This is a genomic window from Streptosporangium vulgare (genome assembly GCF_042428775.1).
In the GTDB taxonomy this organism is placed as follows: Bacteria; Actinomycetota; Actinomycetes; order Streptosporangiales; family Streptosporangiaceae; genus Streptosporangium; species Streptosporangium vulgare.
This window is the reverse complement of sequence record NZ_JBHMBS010000011.1, coordinates 285,522-311,707: the sequence shown is the minus strand read 5'-3', so window position 1 is coordinate 311,707 and position 26,186 is coordinate 285,522. Positions and strand designations below refer to the sequence as shown.

The window sequence follows — 26,186 nt, the reverse complement described above, 5'->3', positions numbered from 1 at the left end:
CCCGAGGGCGGGGCCCCGGTTCGCCGTGTCGTGGCCCGCTCGCCGCTCACGTCTTCTCCAGTTTCATGGTCAGCATCACTTCCGTGCCCTCGCCGGGCTCGGTCCGCACCCGGGCGCTGCCCCCGTGGCGCTCCATCCTGCCGATGATCGACTGGCGGATACCCATACGATCCTCGGGCACATCGCCCATGTCGAACCCGATTCCCCGATCTCGGATGAAAACGGTGACCTCATCCGGCTCCGTCTCGGCGTACACGGAGACGACCTCGGACCCGGAGTATTTCGCGGCGTTGACCATGGCCTGCCTCGCGGCCTGCATCATCGCGGACAGTTCGGGGGTGAGCGGGCCGTCGCCGACGCAGACGACCTCGATCGGCACCCCGTGCGCGTCCTCCTCCTCGGCCGCGACCCGCCGCACGGCCGCGGCCACCGACGCGTCGGCGTCCTGCTGGGGCTGGTAGAGCCAGTTGCGCAGCTCCCGCTCCTGGGAGCGGGCCAGCCGCATCACCTCGCGCGGGTCCTGGGCGTTGCGCTGGATGAGCGTGAGCGTGTGCAGCACCGAGTCGTGCACGTGCGCGGCCACCTCGGCGCGTTCCTCCTGCCGGATGCGCTCGCGGCGCTCGCGCTGCAGCTCCTTCCACAGGGCGGCCAGCCAGGGCGCCGCGATCAGCGCGACACCCCCCACGACCACCAGGGTGAACACGATGCCCGGACGGGCGTTGCCCAGCTCGTCGTTGGCCACCAGGAAGCCGATCGCGCCGACCACGACGAGCACGAGCCCGAGGAAGGTACGGACCCGGTTCTGGCGGACCTGCCCGACGGTGTTGCTCATCCAGCGCTGCCGCCGGTCGGGGTCGGCCTGCTGCCACAGGATCAGCGAGCCGATGCCGCCCACCGCGATCGGCCAGGCCCCGATCCCGGTGTCCGAGGTGCCGGTGAGCCAGCCCAGGGCCATCAGCGCCATCGCGATCGCGCCGTACGCGACGAGCTGGCTCCAGTCTCTCCCAGGCTCCCTGCCCTCGTACGGCTCGCGCGGGGTGAACATCCACAGGGCGGCGTACGCCAGGGCTCCGAACCCGTTCAGGACGGTGAGCAGCACGAAGGCCAGCCGCAGCACGACCGGGTCGAGCCGGAGCTGGGCGGCGGCCCCCTGGGCCACCCCGGCGACGAGCCGCCCCTCCACCGGTCTCACCAGGCGGGGGAAGGGGGCGTCCTCGGTCATCACGGGCGCCGCGTCACGAACTGTCTGTCGGTCAGCCATATCGTCAGCATCGTCACATGAACCAGCCTGCCAGTGCATCAGGCGTTCCCCTGAAGCGACCCTGAGAGAGACGTACCCTCTCCGGGACGACTCAGGGGTCTCCCGGATGCATCTCGGACCGGGAAAGGCCACGATGAGGACATGAACGACACCGGGCGGGCCCAGGATCCGGCGAGCTCGCCGTCCGCCTCCTCCCCCTTCGAGGAGCGCTCCCGGGAGCGTTCCGAGGAGCGCGGCCTGAAGCGCAGCAACGAGGGGCGCATGCTCACGGGCGTCTGCGCAGGTCTGGGGAGATACGCCCGGATCGATCCCGTGGTGCTCCGGGTCGGTTTCGCGGTGCTGGTGCTCGGCTCCGGAATCGGGATCATGCTCTACGTCGCGGCGTTCCTGCTCATGCGCGAGACCGACGGCAGCCCCGGCTACCTGGAGCAGTGGATCCGGCGCGACTTCGACAGCGAGACGGTCCTGACCCTGCTGACCGGCCTGTTCGCCCTCGGGTTGATCGTCAACGTCTCCTCGGACGGCATCGGCACCGGCACGGTCGTGGTCGGCACGGTGTTCGCCATCGCCCTGCTCGCCGCCCATTCCCGCGGGGTCGACCTGCTGGCCGTGGCGAGGTCGCTGCCCGAACGGCTGCGCAGGCGCCGCCCCCCGTCCCCGTCCCCCGCCGGTCAGTGGCCCGGCCCGGCCGCCCCGGCGCCGGGCACCGCCGCCGGGCAGCGGCCCGTCGGCGAGCGGGATCCGGCCGCCCACGCCGCCGCGTCTCCCACCATCCACGCGGCCGCCCAGCCGGGCGCCGAGACGGTCACGGAGCCGTACGCGCCCGCGGCCGGACCGGGAGCCGCGACGGCCCCCCCGCCCTCCACCCCCTGGACCCAGGCCATGTCCGCCTCCGGGAACCGTGCGGAGCAGGCGCCCGGCAGGCCCCAGGGGCCCGCCGCGTCACCGGAGCACGGGCCGAGGGACGCCCCGCCCGGCCCCTACGGCCCGTACGGCGCCGCGAGGCCGTCGTTCGACTCCTCCGGCGAGCCCTTCTCGCCGTACGGCCCCTACCAGCCTCTGGATCCCCGGAGGCGGCAGCAGCCGTACTCCCCCTACGACCCGTCCGCGTACGGAGGAACGGTGGTGGCGCCGCCCGGACCGCGGCGGCGCAGGTCGCTCGTCGGGAGCTTCACCATCTGTCTGGCCATCATCGTTGGAGGGATCATCGTGGCGATCCAGTCGGCATCGGGACCGGTCAACATGACGGTCGTCGGCGGCGCGGCGCTCGTCGTCATCGGCGCCGGCCTGCTGATCGCCACCTGGTTCGGCCGGGGAGCGGGACTGGTCGCGACCGGCACCGTCCTGTCGATCGCCCTGATCGCGGGGTCCATGCTGGGCGGCATGCCGAAGAGGTTCGGCAACTACACCTGGGAGCCCGCCACCCTGTCCGAGGTGGCCCGCACCTACTCGGTGGGCGTGGGAGAGGGCAGGCTCGACCTGGGCGACCTGGTCCTGCCACCGGGCTCGAGGACCATCGTGGACGCCTCGGTCTCGGTCGGCGAGATCAGCGTGATCCTGCCCTCGACGGCCAGGGTCGAGGTGAACGGCTCCACCAAGTTCGGGGACGTCAAGATCGACCATGTGGTGGAGGGCGGGGCCGACATCGAGCACAACAAGATCCTGGAGCCCGAGGTGGCCCCCAAGGGCGACGTGGCGACGATCGTGCTGAACATCAAGGCCGGCATCGGGGACGTGGAGGTGCGCCGTGCGGCCTGACGTCGACAGGACCGAGCGCCGTCTCGCGCACCGCACCGACTGGATGGCCCTGCTCAGCGGAATGGTGTTCATCGCGGCCGGCATCGTCTTCATCAGCGAGCCGTCCGTCCAGCCGCTGGTCATGCTCACGCTCCTGGTGAGCGGCCTGGGCTTCGCGGGCCTGGTCGCCATCCTGGCCAGGGTCATCCGGCGCTAGGGCCGCGAGCCTCGCGTCGCCCGCCCGAACGAGGTCGTACGGGCGCTCTTCGCCGGGGCGGCGGGGCCGGGTGCCGCGAGCGGCGCGGACGCGCACCGCCTTCCCGGGTTCGCCGAGTCACCCGACCTGGTCAACGCCACGCCTCCGGACGTTCCGCCGGTCGCGCGGCTGGAGACGTCTGCCCGGCGCGGACGCGCGTGCCGCGGCGTACGGCGGCGCGGTGCGCTACCGCTCCCAGGACTTATCTGATTGCAAGGTCTTGACCTATGTCCCAGATGTCGGTGCTTGGTTTTTATGTTGCTCTTGATCACGCTTAGAGCGTTGAGTTTCGCCTGCTGGGGGACGGCATGGACAAGCGGCTTACGAAGTGGATGCTTTCTGGCGCGGTGTTCTTCGGCCTGATGGGTGGGCTCGGAGTGTTGCCTGCGAGCGCCGGTTCGCCGGGTGAACCAGCGCCGGATGCGTCGGATGTATCTGTAAGAGACCTGTCAGCTCGGGCGCTGGTGCTGACGATCGTGCGGGGACCGACCATTTCACCACCTACTCAGGTGGCGGTGTTGCAGTGTTCGCCGCTTGTTGGAGGGACGCACCCGAAGGCGCGGGAGGCGTGCGTGGCCCTGGCGCCCAAGGACGGCGACGTAGGTAAATTCACGCCTCCGGCGCGGACGTTCTGTCCATGGCTGTATGAGCCGGTGACAATATCGGCGGTCGGTGTGTGGGATGACCGGTTCAGCTTGTCGTCTCAGACCTTCGGGAATTCTTGCCTGCTAAGCAGTTCACTCGGGGCGGTGGCCGGCTTCGCATCTTTGGCCCCGAGTTCCGAGGTCTCCCATGGCGGGCCCGTGGGAAGGCCGTGAGCGTCTCCGGCAGGCGGTGGCGCAGAGCGCCGCCCCCCGCTTGAACCCGTAGGGTCTGCGGCCTCCGCCGAACCTGCCTTGCCCTGCCTTGCCTGCCTTGCCCTGCCCGGCCTGCCGTTCGCGGGCGACCGTCACCCGCTCCCGGCACGGCCGTTCCTGGTCGGCGACTCCCGCACCCTCGTCCAGGCCGCCTTCGCCCTTGTCTCAGGAGATCCGGACATAGATCACCGCACGCTTGGGCATACTGTCCGTCGCGTCACGTATGTCTTACCTTGGCGCTCCGTACTCACCCATTCGTCCGTACCCCTGCTGGTAGATCTGATTTCGCGGCGAAAGAAGGCCTCAATCAGGAGCCGGGCAACTCCATGTACATGATGTCGGGAAACCTGGAGCCGGACGACGGCTGCGGCCCGCTCTTCCTCGGCCGGGAGAGGACGACGCCCCGCATGGGGGCGCGACGCGGATCCGCGCATCGTCCCCGCCAACGAGGGCAGTACCAAGAGCGGGCACAGATCCGGCGTGCGGACCGTGGGACCGTGCGGACCGTGGAACCTTGGCGGACCGCACGGACACGGACCGCCACGGACCGTCACGGACCGCTGCGGAAGGCTCGATCGGCCTCCAGGGCGGCATACTGGCAATACGCCCCCGTGTAGTCGCAATGTCGCGACAGCGGCCGACCGTGAGGAGCGGAGCGATGGCGATGCGATTCGAGCACGAGTTCACGGTTCCGGTGCCTGTCGACCAGGCGTGGCCGGTGCTGCTCGATGTCGAGCGGATCGCGCCCTGCCTGCCCGGAGCGGCCGTGGACAAGGTCGAGGGTGACTCCTTCACCGGCCGGATGAAGATGAGGATCGGGCCGATCACGGTGACGTACCAGGGCCGGGCCGCCTTCGAGAAGGTGGACGAGGACACCCGCTCCATGACCGTCAGGGCCTCCGGCAAGGAGGCCAGGGGACCGGGCACGGCGGGTGCCACGGTCGTCGCGCGCCTGCACCCCGACGGCCGGAACACCCGGGTCACCGTAGACACCTCCTTCGACGTGACCGGCCGCCCGGCCCAGTTCGGCCGGGGCGTGATGGCCGAGGTCGGCGGGAAGCTGATCGACAGGTTCGCGGCCAACCTCTCCCGCCTGCTGGGCGAGGGCCCCGGCGTGGAGACGGCCGCCGAGACGACCTCCGGGACGGCCGGCGTGGGCGGCTGGAGCGCGCCCCCGGCCCAGGCGCCGGACGACGACGTTCCGGCGATCTCGGAGACCTGGGGCCCCGGCCCGGCACGCCCGGCCGATGCGGACGGCTCACCCGAGTCCACCGGCCCCGCGGCCGTGTCCCCCGCACCCGCCGCGTCCACCGGTCCCGCGGGTTCGACGGCCTCCGGCGCGGAGAGCCCCGGCACCACCGCCTCGGCGTTCCCCGGCCCGGCCGGCTCGACGGGACACGGTTCGGAGGGCCACGGTTCGGAGGGCCACGAGGGCGGCGAGGACCACGGGGGCCGCGAGGGCCGCGAGGGCCGCGAGGGCATGGCCCCGGGTGCGGCGGCGTTCGGGCTGGGCGGTCCCGGTGGCCCGGAGGGCCTGGACGGTCCCGGCATCCCGGGTGGGCCGGGCCGTCACCTCAGCGCGGTGCCGACGCCGCCCGGTCTCGCCGTCGGCGAGGAGGCGGCGTCCCGCCAGAGCCACCCGGCGGGCACCTCGCGCACCTCGCTCAGCCCCGACGAGGAGGCCCTGAACCTCCTGGAGGTGGCGGGCCTGCCGCTGCTCAAGCGCGTCGCCCCCCTGGTCGCCGCCCTGACGGGCATCGTCCTGCTCGCCTGGCTGATCCGCCGCGCCCTGCGGCGCTAGCCGCACTCGGCCGTGTCCGGCCCCGCTCGACCGTGTCCGGTCCCGCTCAGCCGTCCGCGGCACCGCCGCCCCGTCGGGGCACCCGTTCCCGCCTCGTCCCGCGCCGGTCGGTGCCCGCCACGCGGGCCGTCACCGGGGTGATCTCGACGGTGAGGTGCTTGGTCAGCGGCTGCCCGCTCTGCGGGCTGAAGTCGCCGATCCCGCAGAGCAGGTTCAGCTCGGGCATGTATCCGGCCGCGCTGCCGCGCGGGATGTCGTAGCCGAAGGCGCGGTAGCCGTGGACGGTGCGCCTGCTGCCGTCCCTGGCGATGCTCGTGATGTCGACGAGGTCCGCCTCGGCGAGGCCCCGCTCGCGCATGTCGTCACGGTTCATCAGGACCAGGGTGCGCAGGTTCTTGACCCCCCGGTAGCGGTCGTCGTCGGAGTAGATGGTGGTGTTCCACTGGTCGTGGGAGCGCATCGTGCCCAGCGTCAGGCGGCCCGCCGCCGGGACGACGTCCGGTACCGGGACGTTCGAGAACTCGGCGCGGCCGGACTCGGTGAGGAAGACCAGCTCGCGGGCCGGCTGGTGGATCCGGAAGCCCAGCGGGAGCCTGGCCCGGCGGTTGAAGTCCTCGAACCCGTCGAGGACCTGGGCCATGGTGTCGCGGACGCGGTCGTAGTCGTCGACGTACCCCTGCCAGGGCGTGGCGCTGTGCGGCAGGGTCGCCCGCGCCATCCCGGCGATGATCGCCGGTTCCGACAGCAGGTGCCGTGAGGCGGGGTTCCGCATGCCGAGCGACATGTGCACCATGCTCATCGAGTCCTCGACCGTGACGCCCTGCAGTCCGCCGCGCTGCCGGTCCTTCTCGGTGCGGCCGAGGCAGGGCAGGATCAGCGCCTTCCTGCCGTGCACCAGGTGGCCGCGGTTGAGCTTGGTGCTGACCTGCACGGTCAGCTCGCAGTTGCGAAGCGCCTGGAAGGTGTACGCGGTGTCGGGCGCGGCCAGCGCGAAGTTGCCGCCCATGCCCACGAACACCTTGACGTCGCCACGGTGCATCGCCGCGATGGTGCCGACGGTGTCCAGGCCGTGGGCCCGTGGCGGGTCGATGCCGCACACCTCGGCCAGCCGGGACAGCAGGTGCTCGCTCGGGCGGTGGGTGACGCCGCAGGTGCGGTTGCCCTGGACGTTGCTGTGCCCCCGGATGGGGCACGGGCCCGCGCCCTCGCGGCCGATGTTGCCGCGCAGCAGCAGCAGGTTGACGATCTCGCGTACGGTGTCGACGCCGTGTTCCTGCTGGGTGATGCCGAGGCACCAGCTGACGATGGTGCGGTCGGACCGCATGTAGACGCCGGCGAGTTCGCGGATCCGGGCCTCGTCCACCCCTGACTGGAACTCCAGCTCCGGCCAGGTGGCCTCGGCGCACGCCCGCCGGTAGTCCTCGAAGCCGTGCGTGTACCGGTCGACGAACTCCCGGTCGATCGCCTTCGGGTCGGTCTCCGCCGCCTCCAGCACGACCTTCCCGACCCCGCGCAGCAGGGCCAGGTCGCCGCCGATCCTCGGCCGCACGTTGAGGGTGCCGGTCCTGGTGGCGTGGAAGGTCGCCATCGCCAGGAAGTCGTGCGGCACGATCGTGCTCCGGGCCGCGGCCTCGACCATCGGGTTGATGTGCACGAGCTGGGCGCCCCGGCGGTACGCCTCGGCCAGCGAGGTGAGCATGCGCGGCGCGTTGGAGGCCGCGTTGGCGCCGATGATGAACAGCGCGTCCGTCTTGCCCCAGTCGTCCAGGTCGACGGTCCCCTTGCCGGTGCCCAGCGCGGCGGTGAGCGCCCGGCCGCTCGCCTCGTGGCACATGTTCGAGCAGTCGGGCAGGTTGTTGGTGCCGAACTCGCGGGCCCACAGCTGGTAGAGGAACGTGGCCTCGTTGCTCAGCCGCCCCGAGGTGTAGAACGACGCCTCGTCCGGGCTGTCCAGCTTCCTGAGCTCCGCGCCGACCAGCTCGAACGCGTCCGGCCAGGAGATCGGCAGATATTTGTCGGAGGACGGGTCGTAGACCATCGGCTCGGTCAGCCTGCCCTGGTCCTCCAGCGCGAAGTCGCTCCAGCCCGACAGCTCGGTGACGGTGTGCGCGGCGAAGAACGCGCGTCCGACCCGTTTGGGAGTCATCTCCCAGGTGACGTGTTTGATGCCGTTCTCGCAGATGTCCAGGCGCAGGCCCTTCGTGCTGTCCGGCCACGCGCACCCCGGGCAGTCGAAGCCGTAGTTCTCGTGGTTCATCCGGAAGATCGCCCGCGTCCCGTCGACCGGCTCCCGCGTCCTGGCCAGCACCTTCCCGACGCTGAACGCCGCCCCCCAGCCCGCCGCCGGGTGCCGGTAGTCGCGCCTGGAGAAGGGCTCCCCGGTGTTGGGGCCCCGCCCCCGCGCCGGAACCCCCGGACGCCCCTGCCCGAGCATCTCCTCTGGAACGTTGTCGTCGGCCATCAGCGGTCTCCCCAGATCGCGCAGCCATACCCGATATGCGAGCACATGCTGCAATATTTCCGGTCTACCGCCCCCGATCCCGTACCAAGGTCAAACAGCCCCCTGGCCTTGACCAAGCTTGGACCGCCAACCGGCCCGCGACGGCCTCTCGAATCCGGCCATGCCCCCCAGAGCACCGATTTCCAGCGGCCGGGGAGGCGGGACCGGCCGCTACCCCACTTCCCACAACCCCAAAAAAAGTGTCATCACTGCACAAGTAGGACAACTGCCTACTTTTTCCCGGGAATACCTCGGATCGTGATCAATATCCCGGAATGCAGCGTTGTGGTCATCACCTACAACGATGCCGCGCGGCTGGCGAGGGCCGTGCGGTCCGTGCTCCGGCAGTCCCTGCGCGACATCGAGGTGATCATCGCGGACGACGCGAGCACCGACGGCACGGAGAAGGTGGTCAGGGAGTTCCAGCGCAAGGACCCGAGGGTCCGCTACCTGCGCGGGGAGGTCAACAGCGGGGGCTGCGGGGTGCCCCGCAACAGGGGGGTGGCGGCGGCGCGGGCGCCGTACGTGATGTTCCTGGACAGCGACGACGAGCTGACGAGGCACGCCTGCAAGAGCATGCTGCTGGAGATCGAGCGGACCGGGGCGGACTTCGTCACCGGGCAGATCTCCCGGCTGTACGAGCGGACGGGGAAGACCGCGCGCTACTATCCCGCCCTGTTCGCCAGGCGCCGGACGGTCGAGGGGATCGCGCGGGAGCCGGAGATGTTCCTCGACTCCTTCAGCACCAACAAGCTCTACCGGGCCGAGCTGCTGCGGCGGGTGCCGTTCCGCGAGGACATGCACTACGAGGACCACGTCTTCAGCACCGCCCTGTACTGCGCGGCGCGGCGGTTCGCCGTGGTCCCCTGGGTGGTCTACCTCTGGCACCGGGCCTCGGCGGAGGGCGACGAGCGGCTGTCGATCTCGCTGTGCCTGACGGACATGGCCAACGTCCGCTCCCGGATCAGGGCGGCCCGGCTGAGCGACGACATCCTGCGGGACAACGGCCTCGGCGACCTGGTGCACGAGCGGCAGCGCCGCTTCATCCGCCAGGACCTGAGGGTCTACCTCAACCCGCTGCCCTCGCGCGACCCGGCGTGGATCGAGGAGTTCGTCTCGGTGATCCGCCCCTACCTGGCGGAGCTCGACCCGGTGGTGTTCGAGACGGTCGACCCGCTCCTGCGGGTCTGCTGCAGCTTCATCCTCGACAACAGGCCCGACGAGCTCCTGGTGGCCGCCCGGTCGCTGAACGGGCCGAAGGCCCCGCCGCGCGCCGCCGTACGGGAGGGCGGGCGCACCTACTGGGGGACGGTCGCCGACGAGAGGCGGGACATCACCTCGCTCCGGATGGCCGAGCTTCCCTACACCGCCTCCCGGCTGCGCCACGAGGCGGTCGTCACCGGCGAGGGCACGCTGGTCAGGCTGGAGATCACGACGTACGACCCGTTCGGGGTGCTCACCGCCACGCCCGGCTGGACCGCGTTCCTGCGGTTCAGGAACCATCGGGTACGGCTGGAGCCGCGCCCGCGGGAGGGCAGCGGCGGCGGTAACGCCGGTGACGGCGGTTACCTGAGCGAGGCGACGATCGATCTCGCCGCGATCCGCCACGGCCGCCTGGGCTTCGAGAGTCGCTACGACCCGGTGGTCGAGATCGTCAACCCCGAAGGGAGGGTCACCTCGGACCGGTTGCTCGTCGACCCGTCCTCCAAGCCGTTCGGCATGACCATCCTGTGTCACGAGGTCATCGTCAAGCCGGAGGGGAACGCCGCGTTCCTGCGGGTGCTCTGGCGCCGCCAGGGGGTGCTGCGGCAGCTGCCCCGGCTCAAGCGGGCCGCCACCGGCCTGCTGCGGAGGGTGGGCGGGCCCGAGGTGAAGCTCCGCGTCTACAAGGGGCTGATCTCGGTGCTGCCGCCCCGCGCGGACTTAGCCCTCTTCGAGTCCGACGTCGGCGCCGGGTACACCGGGAACCCGCGCTACATCTACGAGGAGCTCAGGCGCCGGAACGCGCCGCTGAAGGTGGTGTGGTCGATCGCCGAGGCCCGGGGGAACCTCCCCTCCGACGTCAGGCCGGTGCGGCGGATGAGCTGGCGTCACATCTGGACCATGGCCAGGGCGGCCTACTGGGTCGACAGCCACGGCATGCCGCTGGCCTACCCGAAACCGCCCGGCACCCGCTACCTGCAGACCTGGCACGGCCAGGGCATCAAGTCGGTCGGCTTCGACGCGCCCGACCTGCGCGCCGACTTCGACGGGCCGAGGGCGACCTGGCGGGCCGCGGTGGAGCGGTGGGACGCGCTGGTCTCGCCCAGCGCCGAGTTCGAGCGGGTCTTCGTGCCCTCCAACGGCTACCGGGGACGGCTGCTGCGGCACGGCTCGCCCCGCTGCGACGTGCTCGTGCACGGCGACCAGGAGGCGGTCAGGCGGGCGAGGGAGGAACTGGAGATCCCGCACTGGTCCAGGGTGCTGCTGTACGCCCCCACCTACCGCGACCGGGCCAAGGGGTCGGGGCAGTCGGTCAGGGCCGACCTGGCCGCGATGGCCGACGCCCTGTCGGGCGACTGGACGGTGATCCTGCGGACCCATCCGGTCGAACGGTTCGAGGTGCCCGAGCACCTGCGCCACTTCGTCCGGCACGCGGGATCGTATCCCGAGGTCAACGACCTGATCCTGCTCTCGGACGCGCTGCTGACCGACTACTCGTCGCTGATGTGCGACTACGCGGTCACCGGGCGGCCGATGCTGTTCCTGATCGACGACTGGGACGAGTACCGCAGGGTGGAACGCGGGGTCTACCACGACCTGCCCGCGATCGCCCCCGGCCCCTGCCTCACCACGACCGAGGAGCTGATCGAGGCGCTGCGCGATCTCGACGGTCTGTCGGCGTCTTTCGCCTCCAGGTACATCGCGTTCCGCAGGACGTGGTGCGCCGACGAGAAGGGCCACGCCTCGGCGAGGGTGGTGGACGCCTTCTTCCCTGCCGCCCACGCCCAGGCCCCCCGCCCCGCCGACGCGCCGGAACGTCTCCCGGCCAGGGTGCGGCAGCTGAGCCGCCTGCCGCTGCTGGGACGGCCGCGGTGAGCGGCGGGCGTGCGGGGGGCGGGCGTACGGGGGCGGTGGTGTTCGCGTGCATGGACGCCGACACTCTCGGCGGCGTCCAGCGGGTCACCCACACCATGGCGCAGGGCCTCGCCGAGCGGGGCCGCGAGGTGCACGTGATCGGGCTGCACCGGGCGGAGAAGCCGTTCCGGTACGTGGAGAGGCCGCGTTACACCAGCCATGTGATCCACCGCACGCCGGTGGGCAGGCTCTCGCGGCTGGGCAGGCGCCGCGAGCGGCGGGCGCTCGGCAGGCTGCTGCGAGAGGTGGGGCCGGGGTTCGCGGTGCTCGCCTCGCCCGGTGTGGTCACCCGGATCGGGAACCTGCTGCCCGAGGGGTTGCTGCCGATCGGGCAGTACCACGGCTCGTACGAGCACGCGCGGGGCTCCTGGCACCTCGGCTCGGTCCGCGGCCACTACGGCACCCTGGAGAAGGCGGTGTTCCTCAGCGAGGAGGACGCCTGGCTGTTCTCCGAGCACGCGCTGCTGCCCAACACCTGGTCCATCCCGAACCCGCTGCCCGCCTGGCCGTCGCGGACCGCGGAGCTGACCGCCCGCCGGGTGCTCGGGGTCGGCAGGCTGGAGGGCGTGAAGCGGTTCGACCGGCTGATCTCGGCCTTCGCGGAGGCGTGCGGACGCCCGGGTCCCGGAGGGGCCTGTCATGACACGGATCTCATGGAGGCCCGTCGCGAGGCCGGTGAGGACTGGGAGCTGCACCTGATCGGCGAGGGGGCCGAGCGGGGGCGGCTCATGTCGCACGCGGCGGCGTGCGAGGTGAGCGACCGGGTGGTGTTCCGCGGCGCGGTGCCCGCGGCCCGGATGGCGGACGAGTACCTGGGCGGGTCGGTGCTGGCGCTGTCCAGCGAGCACGAGGGACTGCCCCTGGTGGTCGGCGAGGCGGCGTCCTACGGGGTGCCCTCGGTGGCGTTCGACGTGTCGGGCGGGCTCAGGTCACTCGTCCTGGACGGGCGGACCGGGGTGCTGGTGCCCCCGGCCGACGTGACCGCGCTCGGCGCCGCGCTCGCCGCGCTGATGGCCTCGGCCGAGGAGCGGCGGCGGCTGGGAGCCGCCGCCCGCGCGCACGTCGAGGCGTTCCGCCCGGACCGCGTCCTGGACCGGTGGGAGGCACTGTTCGAGCAGGTCACCCGCTGAACGAGCGTCACGGGCTCGTTCGGCGGGTCACCCGTCGGCCGTCACCGGTTCGCGCGGGCAGGTCAACCGTTGACCGTGACGGGCTCGTTGCGCGGCAGCGGCACTCCCGCCAGCACGATCTGGGCGGAGGTGAGCCGTGCCCCCAGCGGGTTCGGCTCGCGGAGCCGGATCAGCCGGTCGAACGCGACCCGCTTGACGCGGGCCAGCTTCCGCTTCGCCGCGGTCCGCTCGTAGGAGACCATCCGCGAGGTCTCGACCTTCGGCGCCCCGGTGAGCTCGTACCCGTACATCTCCAGCCGGTCCCCGAGCACGCTCTCGCACAGCGAGACCTCGCCGGGGTCGAGCCGGTCGCGCCAGGAGCCGGTCCGCGCGGTGGTCACCTCTCCGAAGGTGCGTGCGTGCCAGGTCTTGCGCGCGGGTACGGCGATGTCGGCCACCGCGCCCGGATCGCACATGGCGGGGTCGAAGTCCTCGCCGAGGAACTCGCACAGCCTGCGCAGGTGGGCCTCGGGCTCCGTGGTCAGGTCCTCGTAGCGCAGCTCGTGGTAGCTGCCCTCGGGGAGCTTCGGCGCGCCGTGCCTGGCGAAGTCGATCGCCTCGGCCCAGGCGGACACCGCGCTGTAGACGGTCCCGTTGTACCAGGGCATCTCCTTCAGCGACGCCACGCAGTCACGGCCGTCCCTGATCAGGTGCACGAACTGGGCGTCGGGGAACAACCGCAGCAGCACGTCGGTGTACTGGAAGTACGAGGGCCGCTTGTCGCCCCAGCGCGGCTTGCCGTGCCTGGCCGCGTACGCGCGCAGCACGATGCCCAGCGCGGAGCCGAGCGTCGGCGGCCCGTCGACGATCTGCTCCAGCACCTCGTCGCGGTTCAGGTCCAGCTCGTGGAAGCGCGACTGGCGCCGGTCGACCACCCACTCGCCCAGCTCGCGCCGGTGTCCGGCGTCGTTGAGATCGCCGAACTGGAGCCGCCGCTGGTAGGTGGAGACCATGAACCGGGTCTCCGGCGGGATGGCGACGCGCGGGTGGGCGTGCAGCATGAGCTGCAGCATCGTCGTCCCCGAGCGGGGACAGCCCAGGACGAAGATCGGGCGATCGGGCTTCATGTCAGACCTTCGCAAGCTCGCCGAGCTGCCGGCTGGTGAGCCTCGCGGCCACCGGGCTCGGCTCGCGGAACCGGTTGAGGCGGTCGCGGATCTCCTTGCGCCTGCGCGCCCAGCGCCGCTTGGAGGCCGCCTTCTCACACGCCTGGACGTGGGTCTTGCTCGCCTTGGGCGCGCCGCTCAGCTCGTAGCCGTTGGCGACGAGCCGGTCGGCCAGCACGGTCTCGCACACCGAGATCTCCCAGGGCTCCAGCCTCGCCTTCCACGAGCCCGCCCGCGCGGTCGTGACGTCGCCGTGGGTGTTGCTGTGCCAGACCTTGTGCTGCGGGATCGCCACCCTGGCGACGTGGTACGGCTCGGTCATCGCCGGGTCGTAGTCCTCGCCGAGGAAGTCGCAGAGCTTGCTCAGCTCGGTCTCCGGGTAGGCCGTCAGGTCCTCGTAGCGCAGCTCGTAGTAGCTGTCGGCAGGGAGCTTCTTCGCGTGCCGGCGGCCGTAGTCGATCGCCTCGCTCCAGTTGACCGCCGCGTGGAAGACGTCCTTGGTGTACCAGGGCATCTCCTTCAGCGACGCCACGCAGTCACGGCCGTCCCGGATCAGGTGCACGAACTGGGCGTCGGGGAACAACCGCGTCAGCAGGTCCACGTGGTGGTAGTAGCTGGGCCGCTTGTCGCCCCAGCGGCTCTTGCCGTACTGCTCGGCGTACGAGCGGAAGGTGATGCCCATCGCCGACCCCAGCGTGGGCGGTCCCGCGACGATGTCGTCGATCAGCCTGTCCCCGTCGAGCTTGAGCTCCTTGAACTTGGTGTCCTTGTCGCTCACGATCCACCGGCCGACCCTGCGCCGGTTGCGTTCCTCGCGCAGGTCCCCGAAGGAGAACCTGCGGTAGTAGCCGGGCACCACGAACCGTGTCTCCGGAGGCACCGCGATGCGCGGGTGCGAGTGCAGCATCAGCTGCAACATCGTGGTGCCGGAACGCGGACAACCGATCACGAAGATCGGACGGTCGGACTGCATGACAACGAACCCCCGTAAAGCTTGGTCAAACAGATACGCGTGGCGCCTTCTGCACGAGCGGCATGACGGGCACCACCCGGGCGAAGAGCCACATTCGATAGATCAGGACGACCTCGTTCAGCAGAAGCAGCACACCGGCCGCGACCGAGAGGGGCACCAGGGCGACCGGCCCGATCAGCGGGGCGACCACGAACACCGCGGCGTGGAACTCGATGCCGCTGATCAGGTGGGTCCGCACCCGGTGGCGGGCCAGCAGGCGGCCGAACCTGCGGGGCAGCTTCGGGCGCCGGCCCCCCCGGCCGCCCGGCCGCCCGGCCCGGCTCCCGCCCCGATCCCCGTCGCGGCCCTCGCCCGGGTTCTCGTCCCGGTCCTCGAACCCGGCGACCCGCAGCGGCTCGCGGGGCGTGATGACCTCGACGGGCCTGACGTGCCCCGCGTGCCCCGGGTGTCCCGCGTGGACGGTGTGACCGGCGGGCACCGTCGCCTCGCCGGGCCTGGGGTGGCCCACGGTCACCACGGACTCGACGGGCGCGAGGCGGCCGAGCCGGTTCTCCTTGACCACCTCGCGCACGCGCTTCATCTGCGGCGCGTTCACGTAGCGGAACAGGTCGAGGACGGCCACCCCGGCGCCGAGCAGGATGTAGGAGACGTCCCCCGTCGCCACGTACTGCCCGGAGGCGAGGCCCGCCGCGCAGCAGACCACCCTGATGCGGTCGCCCACGTAGTCGAGCCAGAGCCCGAACGCGGTCCCCGTCCCCTTGAGCCGCGCGATCTTCCCGTCCATGCAGTCGACCATGAAGCTCACGTAGAACAGCAGGGCCCCCGCGGCCAGCCGTCCGGACGCGAAGCAGATCGCCGCGCACATCCCGAGGATCAGGGAGAAACGGGTGAGCCCGTTGGGGGTGATGGACGTGTGGTTGGCGACGAGCAGGGTGAGCCTGCACGCCACCGGGTCGACCAGGAAAACGGTCCACCAGGAGTCTTTTCGTTTCCGGGTCGCGTGAACGTCGTCCAACGAATAGGCCCTCATGCGTTCCAGCATGGCCACGCGGAGTCTCCTCTCATCTACGCTCTGTAACTACTAGAAGATCTCCATGCCACTTCTTGACCGACCCGCGCCACAGCGATCGGGGGCTTTGGGGACGCGAAAGGCCGAGAAGGGCCTGCCCGGCCTTTCGCCTCCCCGGCCTTTCGCGTCCCCCGGCCTTTCGCGTCCCCGGCCTTTCGTCCTCGCGGGGCGGGCGGCTCACCGGCCAAGGGCTTCTTCTGCTTTCTGCCTTCGCCTTCGCCAGGCGGGCGGGTTACCGGAAGATCCGGTCCACGGCCCTCGCCGACGCGCCGCCGTCCTCCAGCGGGCAGAACCTCGCGGTGAAGGCGTCGTACAGCTTCCGGTACTTGGCGTGCACCTCGTCGGCGTCGCGCACGGCCGCCACGACCTCCTCGGTCGTGCGCAGCAGCGGCCCGGGGGCCTCGGCCTCGAAGTCGAAGTAGAAGCCGCGCACCTCGTCGCGGTAGCGCTCCAGGTCGTAGGTGTAGAAGAGCATCGGCTTACCGGTCACCGCGAAGTCGAACATCGCCGACGAGTAGTCCGTGATCAGCATGTCCGCCACCAGGTAGAGCTCCTGGATGTCCGGATACGCCGAGACGTCGAGGACGAAGTCCGTGCCGACCCTGGGCAGCCTGTCCGTGACGCTCGGATGCTTGCGGATCATGAGCACGTGGTCCCCGCCCAGTTCCTCGTCCATGAGCCGGAGGTCCAGCCGCAGGTCGAGCCGGTAGCGCCCCTTGCTGTAGAACTTGTCGTCGCGCCAGGTCGGGGCGTACAGCACGACCTTCCTGCCCTCGGGCAGGCCGAGCCGTTCCCGGATCTCCCGGGTGCGCGTGGCGGCTCCGGCGCGGCGCAGCAGGTCGTCGCGGGGAGAGCCGATCTCCAGGACCTCCCCCTCGAACCGCAGGGCGCCGTCCAGGACCGAGGTGCACCAGGGACTCGGCGAGATCAGGTGGCTCCACCTGGCGACGGCCCTGGCCAGCCGCTCGTGGTGGTCGGACCTGGCCGGCGGCGCCTTCTCGACGTCGAAGCCGACGCGCTTCAACGGGGTGCCGCGCCAGGTCTGCAGCACCGTCTGGCCCTCCCTGCGCTCGAACCAGGAGGGCAGGTGGCTGTTGGTGACGATGTACCGGCAGCGGGCCAGCGCGTCGAAGAACTCCCGCCCGTACCGCCGGATCGGCGTCACCCCCTCGGGCAGCTCCACCTGCCCGTCCCGCACGATCCACATGAACTCCAGGTCGGAGCCGCGCCGCACGAGCTCCTCGTAGATCGCCTTCGGGCTGTCGGAGAACTGCCTGCCGCCGTAGCTGTCGAAGAGGACGGCGGGCCGCAGCGGCTCCTGGCACCTCGCGGGGTAGAAGTCCTCGCGCAGCAGCCGCTGCTGCTTCGGCCTGCCCGAGGCGCGCAGGTCGTCGCTCACGGTGAAGACGGCCTCGTCCATCAGGTCGGTGTCGAAGGTGAACGTACGGGTGGCGGAGATGTGCTCCAGCGGCGCGGACAGCCGGAACTCCATGCGCATGTCACCGGTGCCGGTACGGATCGCGAAGCCGTGCGTGCCCGCCGGCAGCGGCAGCCGGCCGCCGAGCGTGTCGCTCCCCTCGGGCGTCACCGTGGCGCTGCCGTCGACGAGCGGGAAGAGCCGCTCGTTGAGCCGGTTGCGCGAGGTGACGACCAGCCACGCCGGGCCGTCGATCGGGCGCATCGGGGCCCCGGTCACCTTGAGGTGCCCCTGGTCGGTCCACTCCACCCGCTCGACGTAGAACGTCGGCCGCTGCTCGCGCAGCACGAGCCCGCCCGCCTGCGACCGGTCCAGCACCACGTCCCGGCCGCGGAGCCGGTAGAGGCCGCGCTCCACGTCGCGGCCGACGAGCAGCGGCCGGGCCTGCCGCCGCTCCGGGTTCTCCGGGTTCTCCGCGGTCTCCGGATTCTTCGGGGTCTTCGGGGGTTCCCGGTGCTCGGGGCTTTCCTGGACGACGTCGAAGTGCCATTCGGCGCCGGGGTTGAGCGCGCTCATCTCCAGTCCCGCCGGGTCGAGACCCGGCCAGCGCTCGGACAGCACCTCGTCGAGGTCGATCACCGCCTCGAAGGCGCCGTCCGTCACGGTCATCGGGTAGCGCCGGTCGCGCCCGCCCTGCGGCCGGGTGAGCCGCAGGGCCGGCGCGGCGCCGAGGTCGCCGTCGCACCGGCCGCTGATCCGCAGCCTGCCCTCGGCCACCCGGTGGCCGGTGACCCGCCCGCCCGGCCGCTCCACCCGGAGCCTGAACTCCTCGGCGGGCGTCCACTCCGTCCACGCCACGGTCCCCGACTCGCGCTCGGCGAACTCCAGCCGCCGCGCGGCCGGGCTCGGCTGCGACAGCCTGCCCCTGCGTACGAGGCCCCGGGACAGCACGCACAGGTCGATCCGCCAGGTCGAGCCGGCCGGAAGCGTGGCCGGGTCGATGGAGAGCCGGAACCCGCACCAGTCCTTGCGCCTGCGCGGGCCGGTGTCGACCAGCGACAGGCCGCGCCGGATCGTGACCGGGAGCCGGATCCTGCGGCTGCGGCCCTCGGGGCTCCCCGGGCCCTCGGGGACCAGCCAGGCGAGGACGTGCTGCTGGATCCGCCTGCGGGGACGCAGGTAGCGCAGCGAGACCCGGCCCTCGACGACCAGCCTGTCGTCCTTCCAGTCCAGGCTGTCCACCCGCTGCCGCAGGTCCAGTTCCTCGCGCATCCGCGTGGTCGCCCGGTCGACCTGCACCGGGCTGTTGAGGTGGTACCCGCGCAGGCCGCCGCCGACGACGCGGGCGGTCGGCTTCACCGTCCTGTCCCACTCCAGCAGCTGGAGGAGGTCGTCGACCCGGCGTTCCCGTACCAGAGCCCACTTCGCCCGGCGCTGCGCGGGGATGAGCGAGAGGACCTTCGGCCCGGCCTGGTCGAGGTAGGCGCACGCCAGGTCGAGGAAACGGCTCCGGAACTCCTCCCCCGCCTGGTCGAGCACCTGCAGGAAGTTCGGCAGGTCGCTGTCGAGGACCATCCGGTCCCACGCCCTCAGGTGCTGGGCCCGCCCGGTGCCGGAGAGGAAGCTCCGCACCGAGTTGACGGCGGCGAACCGGTCCTCGATCCCCTTGACGTGCCCCCGGTTCTGCGTGATCGAGACGCTCTCCCCCTCCCGCTCCCGCCACAGGTAGACCGGGGTGGACAGCACGTCCACCGCCCCGGCCATGAAGTGGGCGGGCAGGGAGACGGCGATGTCCTCCCACAGCACCCCCTCGGGAAAGCTCAGCCCCTGCTCGTCCCAGAAGGAACGGCGCCACAGCTTGTTCGTGACCAGCCGGTCCTTGAGCAGGATCTCGTCGCCGGTCACGTGGGTGCGCCTGGCGGAGTTGGCGAAGATCGCCCTGTGCATCGCGGACTGGCGCACCCCCTGGCCGCTGAAGCGGAGGACGTTGCCCGTGACGAGATCGGACCCGCTCTCCTTCAGGCTGCACACCATCGTCTCGACGGCCGTCAGCGGGAGCATGTCGTCGCTGTCCAGGAAGGCGAGGAAATCACCGGTGGCGTGCCTTATCCCGGTGTTGCGCGCGGTGCCGAGGCCCCCGTTCTCCTGCCGGATCAACCGGAACCGGTCGTCACGCTCGGCGAAGGCCCCGGCGATCTCCGCGCTGGAGTCGGGAGAACCGTCGTCCACCATGACGACCTCGATGTCACTCCAGGTCTGCGCGACCAACGACTCCAGACACGCCTCAAGGTACGGTTCCACGTCGTAGATGGGCACGATGATGCTCACTGGGGCCACGATCGGTCCTCCGGTAGTCGAAAGCTCACAGTCCGGTCCGTCGGCGTGAACGCCGGGCACGGCACACAGGCGAAGATCCACTCATCGTGGAAGACGTCACGGGCGCGCGGCGGGAGGCCCAGCGGTCGCCGGAAAGCGGCGGAAGGGGCCCGTGTGCCCGTCGACACGACCGTCGACACAACCTGGCGGCCATGAGCGCGACGTAGACGTCACGTCAGCAGCATGGCTTCGCCCGGCAGGCGGGCGGCCCCAAAACATGACCGCGATGGAGTGAGCTGACCGAGACTTGACCATCTTCCGCACATCTCCCCCGCGTCTCCGGTGCACGCGCGTCTCCCGCGGGCCGCTCGTCCGGCTCCGGGCCCGTGGCGCGGCAACGCCTTCCCCAAGCCCAGGTCAAGGCTGGGAATGCACACGTCCTAGTAAGACGTGATGACCCTTCGATCCCCCCTGGCCGTCCGACACCATCGTGTGACCGAGACGGGCGAGATCGCGGGAAACGGCATTCACGGGGGGAAGCGCATGGATTCGACAGTGGTCGTGGGGGCGGGGCCCGCCGGGCTCACCGCGGCCTACGAGCTGGCCAGGCGCGGACATCCGTGCGAGGTCTTCGAAGCCGACCGCGTGGTGGGCGGGATCAGCCGGACGGAGGAACGCGACGGCTGGCGCTTCGACATCGGCGGGCACCGCTTCTTCACGAAGGTGTCGCGGGTGGAGGACTTCTGGAACGAGATCCTCGGCGAGGACGACTTCCTGCTCCGCCCGAGGATGAGCCGCATCCACTACAAGGGCCGTTTCTACGACTACCCGCTCAGGGCGTCCAACGCCCTGCTCAACCTCGGTGTCCTCGAATCCCTGAGGTGCGTCGGCTCGTACGCCTGGGCCCGGATCCGGCCGCCCGCCGACCAGTCCACCTTCGAGGGCTGGGTCGCGGCCAGGTTCGGCCGACGGCTCTACGGGATCTTCTTCAAGACCTACACGGAGAAGGTGTGGGGCGTTCCCGCCGCGAGCATCCAGGCCGACTGGGCCGCGCAGCGGATCAGGAACCTCTCCCTGGGAAAGGCCATCGCCGGCGCGCTGACGACCGGGAGGAACCGGAAGGAGATCACGAGCCTCATCGAGGAGTTCCGCTACCCCAAGCTGGGGCCGGGCATGATGTGGGAGACCTGCGCCGACCGGGTCCGCGAGCGGGGCTCCACCGTGCACCTCGGCACCCGGGTCGAACGCATCCGCCGCCACCACGGCCGCCTCGCCGTCACCGTCCGCTCGGACGGCGCTACCGGTACCGGTACCGGCACCGAGGGCGGGACCGGCACCGTTCGCCCGTACGACGGCGGGACCGGTGCCGTTGACCCGTACGACGGCGGAACCGCCCGCCCGGAGGACGACCTCGACCGCCCGTACGGCGGGAGCGTCACCCGCGAGGTGTTCTGCGGGAACCTCGTCTCCTCGATGCCGCTCACCGCCCTGATCCGCGCGCTCGGGCCCGACGTGCCCGACGCCGTCGCCGAGGCCGCCGCGGGGTTGAGGTACCGCGACTTCCTCACGGTCGCGCTGGTCGTCCCCGAGCGGTTCTCCTTCCCCGACAACTGGATCTACATCCACTCCCCCGAGGTACGGCTCGGCCGGGTGCAGAACTACGGCTCCTGGTCGCCCTACCTCGTGCAGGCCGGGCGGACCTGTCTCGGCCTGGAGTACTTCGTCAACGAGGGCGACGACCTGTGGCGCGCCCCGGACGACGAGCTCGTCGCGTTCGGCACCCGGGAGCTGGAGCAGCTGGGCCTGGTGACGCCCGGCTCGGTGCAGGGGGGCTACGTGGTGCGGATGCCGAAGGCCTACCCGGTCTACGACGCCGGTTACGCCGGGAACGTCGAGGTGCTCAGGAAGTATCTCGACGTGGAGTGGCCGGAGATCCACCCGGTCGGCCGCAACGGCATGCACCGGTACAACAACCAGGACCACTCCATGCTCACCGCGATGCTGACCGTGGAGAACATCGTCGACGGAGCCCGGCACGACGTCTGGGAGGTCAACGTCGACGCGGAGTACCACGAGGAGCGCGCGGACCGGAAGCGGTCCGCGAGCGGCACCGGCCGTGACGCCCCCGTCCTCCTCTCGGACGCGCCCGCCTCAGCCTGAGCCTCTGACCTGAGGGCCTCGACCTGAGCCCCCAGCCTGAGCGCCTCGACCTGAAAGCCCGACCTGAAAGCCCCGACCAACACCAGCGATCCCATGACGCCTTGCCTGGCTCGTGCCCGTCGGGCCCGAGCCACCGCGGGTCAAGGCTCTCCTCCCAGCCGCCTTGGAGTTGCGCACATGACAACACAGCCACACACGATCCCGGACGTCAGCGTGATCGTCATCACCTTCGACGACGCGGCCCGGTTACCCCGGGCCGTGCGCTCCGTGCTCAGCCAGACGCTCAAGAACCTCGAAGTGATCATCGTGGACGACTGTTCCGGCGACGACACCCCCGCGGTGGCCAAGGCGCTCACCGAGGAGGACGGCCGGGTCCGCTACGTACGGCTGCCCGCCAACAGCGGCGGCTGCGGCGCGCCGCGCAACGCGGGCATGGACGCCTCGCGCGCGCCCTTCCTGATGTTCCTCGACAGCGACGACGAGCTGCCCAGGCACGCCTGCAAGAGCCTCCTGCTGGAGGCGGAGGCGACCGGCGCCGACTTCGTCATGGGCACCGTGGAGCGCGTCGACGAGGCGACCGGCGCCATCACCCTCTGGTACCCCCAGCTGTTCGCGGAACGGCGGGTCGTCGACGGCATCCGCGCGGAGCCCGAGCTGCTCTTCAACTGCCTGGCCACCAACAAGCTGTACCGGCGGACCTTCCTCGACGGCACCGGCATCCGCTTCCCCGAGGAGATCCACCACGAGGACATCGTCTGGTCGACGGAGCTGTTCTGCCGCAGCAAGCTGTTCGCCATCGTGCCGTGGCCGGTCTACCGCTGGCTGCTCGCGGCCACCCCCGCCACCAGGTCGATCTCGTCCCGGCGGCACGAGCTGGAGAACGTGCGCCAGCGCGTCACGGCCGCCGTCCTGAGCGACCACGTCCTGGCGAGCACCCACTCCCTCGACCTGAAGGAGGACAAGGACTTCCGCTTCCTCTCCCACGACCTCCGCCTCTACCTGGGGGACCTGCCCCAGCGCGACCCGGCGTGGATCTCCGAGTTCGCCGACATCGTCATCCCGTACGTGGACACGCTCGACCCCGCCGCGATCGAGCGGCTGACCCGGGCGGAGCGGGTGTGCATCCAGCTCGTCCGCGAGCGGCGCGGAGCGGAGGCGGCGCTCGCCGCCGTCGAGCTGGGGGGCAGGCACTCGGTCCCGCCCCGGGCGGTCACCGCGGACGGCGAGCGGGTGTTCTGGGGGACGACACTCCCGCGGAGCGAGCAGGGGCGGAGCGAGCTGGACGTCACCGAGCTGCGCCTGGCGGAGCAGCCGCTGTCCGGAGCGCTGCTCCGGCACGAGCTCGTCGAGTTGCAGGCGTCGAGGGACGAGATCCGGCTGCGCCTGCGGACCTACGACCCGGGCCGGGTGCTCGACGGCCGCACGCTGACCGCGTGGCTCCGCATCGGCGGCAGGAAGAGGACGATCGCCTCGATCCCCGTCCAGATGACACCCGTCGTGATCGAGTCGCCCGGGGAGCGGGAGAAACAGGTCCCGAGGGGACTCGAAGGGCAGTGGGACCCGGAGGAACCGGAGAGGACGATGATCCCCCGGATGACGGGAGCTCCCCCCGAGGGGACGGGCATCCTGGAGGGGGCGGTGTCGATCTTCCTGCCCGACCTGGAGTGGCCGGACAACGCCGTGAGGCCGCAGGCGGTCATGATCTCGCTCCACGAGGGCGAGCGCCGCAACCTCAGGCCCCTCCTCGCGGCACCAGGGCTGTCGTTCACCTCCCTGGGCGCGGTGGGCTCGGGCCGTCTGGTCCTGGAGGCGTCGGCCGACATCCCGTTCCGCCTCACGGCGCGCAGGCTCGGCCCCGCGTCCAGGCGGCGTCTCCCGAACGTGGCGGAACTCTGGCGGACCCTGCTGTCCGACCTCGCCACCCCCCGCAACCTGGGCCGCTTCTACCGGCTGGTCAGCGCGACGGTGCCGGTGAACCGCCGCCTGGTGCTGTTCGAGTCGGCCGAGGGCACCGGCTACACCGGCAACCCGCGCTACGTCCACGAGGAGTTGCAGCGGCGCGCCACGGGCCTGCGGGCGGTCTGGTCCCACGCGGACGTCCCCGAACGCTTCCCCGAGGACGTCGACCTCGTCCGGCGCGGCACCTTCCGCTACGCCTGGACCCTGGCGCGCGCCGGGTACTGGGTGGACAGCCACAACCTGCCCTACTGCTACCGCAAGCGCGGGAGCACCCGCTACCTGCAGACCTGGCACGGGCAGGTGCTCAAGAAGATGGGACTGGACGAGCCCCGGCACCGGGCGCAGCCGGCCCTGGCCAAGAAGTACGCCGAGGCGGTCGCGCGCTGGGACACGCTGCTCACGCCGGGCCCCGACTTCCGCCGCGACTTCGCGGAGGCCAGCGGGTTCAGGGGCGAGCTGCTGCACGCCGGCTACCCGCGTACCGACGTGCTGGTGCGGCACATGGAACCGGCGCAGCGCGAGCGGGCGCGGCGGGTCAGGGAGTTCTTCGAGATCCCCGCGGGAAAGCACGTGATCCTCTACGCGCCCACCTACCGCGACAGCAGGCGCTTCAGCGGCGACTCGATCCGGCTCGACCTGCCCGCCCTCGCCGGCACGCTGCCCCCGGACTGGGTGATCCTCGTCCGCGCCCACCAGTACGACCGCTTCTCGGTGCCCGACCCGCTCGGCTGGCTCGTCCGGGACGCCTCGGCGTTCCCCGAGGTCAACGACCTGATGCTCGCCTCGGACGTGCTGGTGACGGACTACTCCTCGATCATGTTCGACTACGCCTGCCTCGGCAGGCCGATCCTCTACTACGTCGACGACTACGAGCGCTACGCCTCCACCCAGCGGGGGGTCTGCTTCGACCTCGCCGAGGTCGCCCCCGGGCCGCTGCTGCGCGACCCCGGCGAGCTGGCCGTGGCACTGGACGGGCTCACCGAGATCACCGAGCGGTACGGGCGACGCTACGCGGAGTTCCGCGACCGCTGGTGCGGCCTCGACGACGGACAGGCGAGCGGCAGGGTCGTGGACGCGTTCTTCCCGGAGGCCGTGCGGTGAAGTCACCTCTTCCCGGAGGCCGTGCGGTGAAGTCACCTCTCCCCGAAAGCCATGCGGTGAAGTCACCTCTCCCCGAAAGCCATGCGGTGAAGTCACCTCTCCCCGAAAGCCATGCGGTGAAGTCGCCTCTTCCCGAAGCCCGTGCGGTGACATCACCTCTCCCCGAAGGCCGTGCAGTGAGATCGCTTCTTCCCGGAGGTCACGCGGTGAGATCGCGCAACGTCTTCTTCCTCAGCACCGACGGCGACTCGATGGGCGGGTCCCAGCGGGTCATCCACACCCTCGCCCAGGGCCTCGGCTCGCGCGGGCACAATGTGACCCTGATCAGCATCAACCCCTCCCGGCAGCCGCAGACCTACGTCGCCGACCCCGTCTACCGGCACACCACGCTGTACGACACGCCCGCCCCCGAGTCCACCGGCCGCGCACTGCCGTGGCGCAGGGGCAGGCTGCGGAGGACCCCGGAGGAGGTCGCCGCCGCCCGGCGGAAGCTGCTGCGGCTGACGGACCGGACCCGCGACGGCTACCTGGTCATCGCCTCGCCCTGGGCGGCCCACTGGATCGCCGACCTGCCCATGCCGCACATCGCCAAGGTCGGCCAGTACCACCAGTCGTACACCGAGGCGGTGGACTCCCCGAACCTCAGGCTGATCAAGAAGCACTACGCGCACTTCGACAAGGCGCTCTTCCTCTGCGACGACTACGCCGCGTCCTTCACCGGACACCGGCTCGCCAACTGCGGGACCATGCTGAACCCGGTCAGCGTCTTCCCCGAGAAGGCGGCCCCGCTGCGCAACCCGCGGATCGTCTCGGCGGGGCGGCTGGTCAGGGTGAAGCGGATCGACCTGCTCATCGACGCCTTTGCCGCCGCGGCCCCGGCCGTCGCCGAGCCGTGGGAGCTGCACATCATCGGCGGCGGGCCGCTCCGGGCGGCCCTGGAGGCGCAGGCCGCGCGGACCGGGCTCGGCGACCGGATCGTCTTCCGCGGGCAGGTCGAGAACATCGAGGCCGAGTACCTGGACGCCTCCATCGTCACCCTGAGCAGCGACTTCGAGGGGTGGGGACTCGTCCTCGCCGAGGGCGCGGCCTGCGGGCTGCCCGCCGTGGCCTGCGACGCCTCGGCGGGGGTGCGGACCCTGGTCGAGGACGGGGACAACGGCATACTGGCCGAGCCGGGCAACGCCGGGAGTTTCGCCGCCGCGCTGGAGCGCCTCATGTCCGACGCCGAGCTGCGCCAGAGGATGGGGTCGAGGGGCAGGGAACGGATGAGGGAGTACCGGCTGCCCCGCGTCCTGGACCGGTGGGAGGCGCTGTTCGACGAGCTCGACCGCTGAGGGCCGGGCGCGCGCCCGCATCGGACCGCCCGGCACCGGCGGGAGACTCCCGG

The 26,186-nt window shown here is 71.2% G+C and carries 15 protein-coding genes; 9 read left to right on the top strand and 6 right to left on the bottom strand.

Features of this window, described 5'->3' with window-relative positions; all coding sequences use genetic code 11:
• Positions 1–46 precede the first annotated feature (46 nt).
• Positions 47–1,261, bottom strand: coding sequence for an ATP-binding protein (locus ACFFRH_RS24260; protein ID WP_386159699.1), 1,215 nt, complete (start codon positions 1,259–1,261; stop codon positions 47–49).
• Between the two features lie 141 nt (positions 1,262–1,402).
• Between ACFFRH_RS24260 and ACFFRH_RS24255 the strand changes: the two genes are divergently transcribed.
• From ACFFRH_RS24255 to ACFFRH_RS24240, 4 genes are all read left to right on the top strand, one after another.
• Positions 1,403–3,019, top strand: coding sequence for a PspC domain-containing protein (locus ACFFRH_RS24255; RefSeq protein ID WP_344746250.1), 1,617 nt, complete (start codon positions 1,403–1,405; stop codon positions 3,017–3,019).
• Positions 3,009–3,215, top strand: coding sequence for a hypothetical protein (locus ACFFRH_RS24250; protein ID WP_344746251.1), 207 nt, complete (start codon positions 3,009–3,011; stop codon positions 3,213–3,215). The genes ACFFRH_RS24255 and ACFFRH_RS24250 overlap by 11 nt, the downstream gene beginning before the upstream one ends.
• A 347-nt stretch (positions 3,216–3,562) precedes the next feature.
• Positions 3,563–4,072: an SSI family serine proteinase inhibitor gene (locus ACFFRH_RS24245; RefSeq protein ID WP_386159695.1), complete on the top strand. Its 510-nt coding sequence runs from the start codon at positions 3,563–3,565 to the stop codon at positions 4,070–4,072.
• 697 nt (positions 4,073–4,769) lie between these two features.
• Positions 4,770–5,912 carry an SRPBCC family protein gene (locus tag ACFFRH_RS24240; protein WP_344746261.1) on the top strand — a complete coding sequence of 381 codons (1,143 nt, stop codon included), beginning with the start codon at positions 4,770–4,772 and terminating at the stop codon, positions 5,910–5,912.
• A gap of 46 nt (positions 5,913–5,958) precedes the next feature.
• Here ACFFRH_RS24240 and ACFFRH_RS24235 read toward each other — a convergent pair whose 3' ends face one another.
• Entirely contained in the window at positions 5,959–8,373 is a 2,415-nt protein-coding gene (locus ACFFRH_RS24235; RefSeq protein WP_344746260.1) for an FdhF/YdeP family oxidoreductase, read from the bottom strand.
• Between the two features lie 297 nt (positions 8,374–8,670).
• On the opposite strand from ACFFRH_RS24235, the gene ACFFRH_RS24230 reads away from it, so the two are divergent.
• Entirely contained in the window at positions 8,671–11,490 is a 2,820-nt protein-coding gene (locus ACFFRH_RS24230) for a bifunctional glycosyltransferase/CDP-glycerol:glycerophosphate glycerophosphotransferase (RefSeq protein ID WP_386159690.1), read from the top strand.
• 50 nt (positions 11,491–11,540) lie between these two features.
• Positions 11,541–12,659, top strand: coding sequence for a glycosyltransferase (locus ACFFRH_RS24225; RefSeq protein ID WP_386159687.1), 1,119 nt, complete (start codon positions 11,541–11,543; stop codon positions 12,657–12,659).
• 62 nt (positions 12,660–12,721) lie between these two features.
• Here ACFFRH_RS24225 and ACFFRH_RS24220 read toward each other — a convergent pair whose 3' ends face one another.
• The 4 genes from ACFFRH_RS24220 to ACFFRH_RS24205 form a co-directional block, all read right to left on the bottom strand.
• A complete protein-coding gene (locus ACFFRH_RS24220) occupies positions 12,722–13,765 on the bottom strand; it encodes a sulfotransferase family protein (protein WP_386159684.1) in 1,044 nt (347 codons plus the stop codon).
• Position 13,766: 1 nt separating this feature from the next.
• A complete protein-coding gene (locus tag ACFFRH_RS24215) occupies positions 13,767–14,777 on the bottom strand; it encodes a sulfotransferase family protein (protein ID WP_386159681.1) in 1,011 nt (336 codons plus the stop codon).
• A 25-nt stretch (positions 14,778–14,802) separates the two neighbouring features.
• Positions 14,803–15,807, bottom strand: coding sequence for a CDP-alcohol phosphatidyltransferase family protein (locus ACFFRH_RS24210; protein WP_386159678.1), 1,005 nt, complete (start codon positions 15,805–15,807; stop codon positions 14,803–14,805).
• A 271-nt stretch (positions 15,808–16,078) separates the two neighbouring features.
• Entirely contained in the window at positions 16,079–19,591 is a 3,513-nt protein-coding gene (locus ACFFRH_RS24205; protein ID WP_386159675.1) for a bifunctional glycosyltransferase/CDP-glycerol:glycerophosphate glycerophosphotransferase, read from the bottom strand.
• Positions 19,592–20,122: 531 nt separating this feature from the next.
• Here ACFFRH_RS24205 and ACFFRH_RS24200 point away from each other — a divergent pair.
• The 3 genes from ACFFRH_RS24200 to ACFFRH_RS24190 all read left to right on the top strand — a co-directional run bounded on the left by ACFFRH_RS24200 (position 20,123) and on the right by ACFFRH_RS24190 (position 26,133).
• Complete coding sequence (locus ACFFRH_RS24200; protein ID WP_386159672.1) at positions 20,123–21,739, top strand: NAD(P)/FAD-dependent oxidoreductase; 1,617 nt, start codon at positions 20,123–20,125, stop codon at positions 21,737–21,739.
• Positions 21,740–21,916: 177 nt separating this feature from the next.
• Complete coding sequence (locus ACFFRH_RS24195) at positions 21,917–24,799, top strand: CDP-glycerol:glycerophosphate glycerophosphotransferase (RefSeq protein WP_386159669.1); 2,883 nt, start codon at positions 21,917–21,919, stop codon at positions 24,797–24,799.
• A gap of 206 nt (positions 24,800–25,005) precedes the next feature.
• The gene (locus tag ACFFRH_RS24190) at positions 25,006–26,133 is read left to right on the top strand and encodes a glycosyltransferase (protein ID WP_386159666.1); all 1,128 of its coding nucleotides are present in this window, start codon (positions 25,006–25,008) and stop codon (positions 26,131–26,133) included.
• Positions 26,134–26,186: the final 53 nt, after the last annotated feature.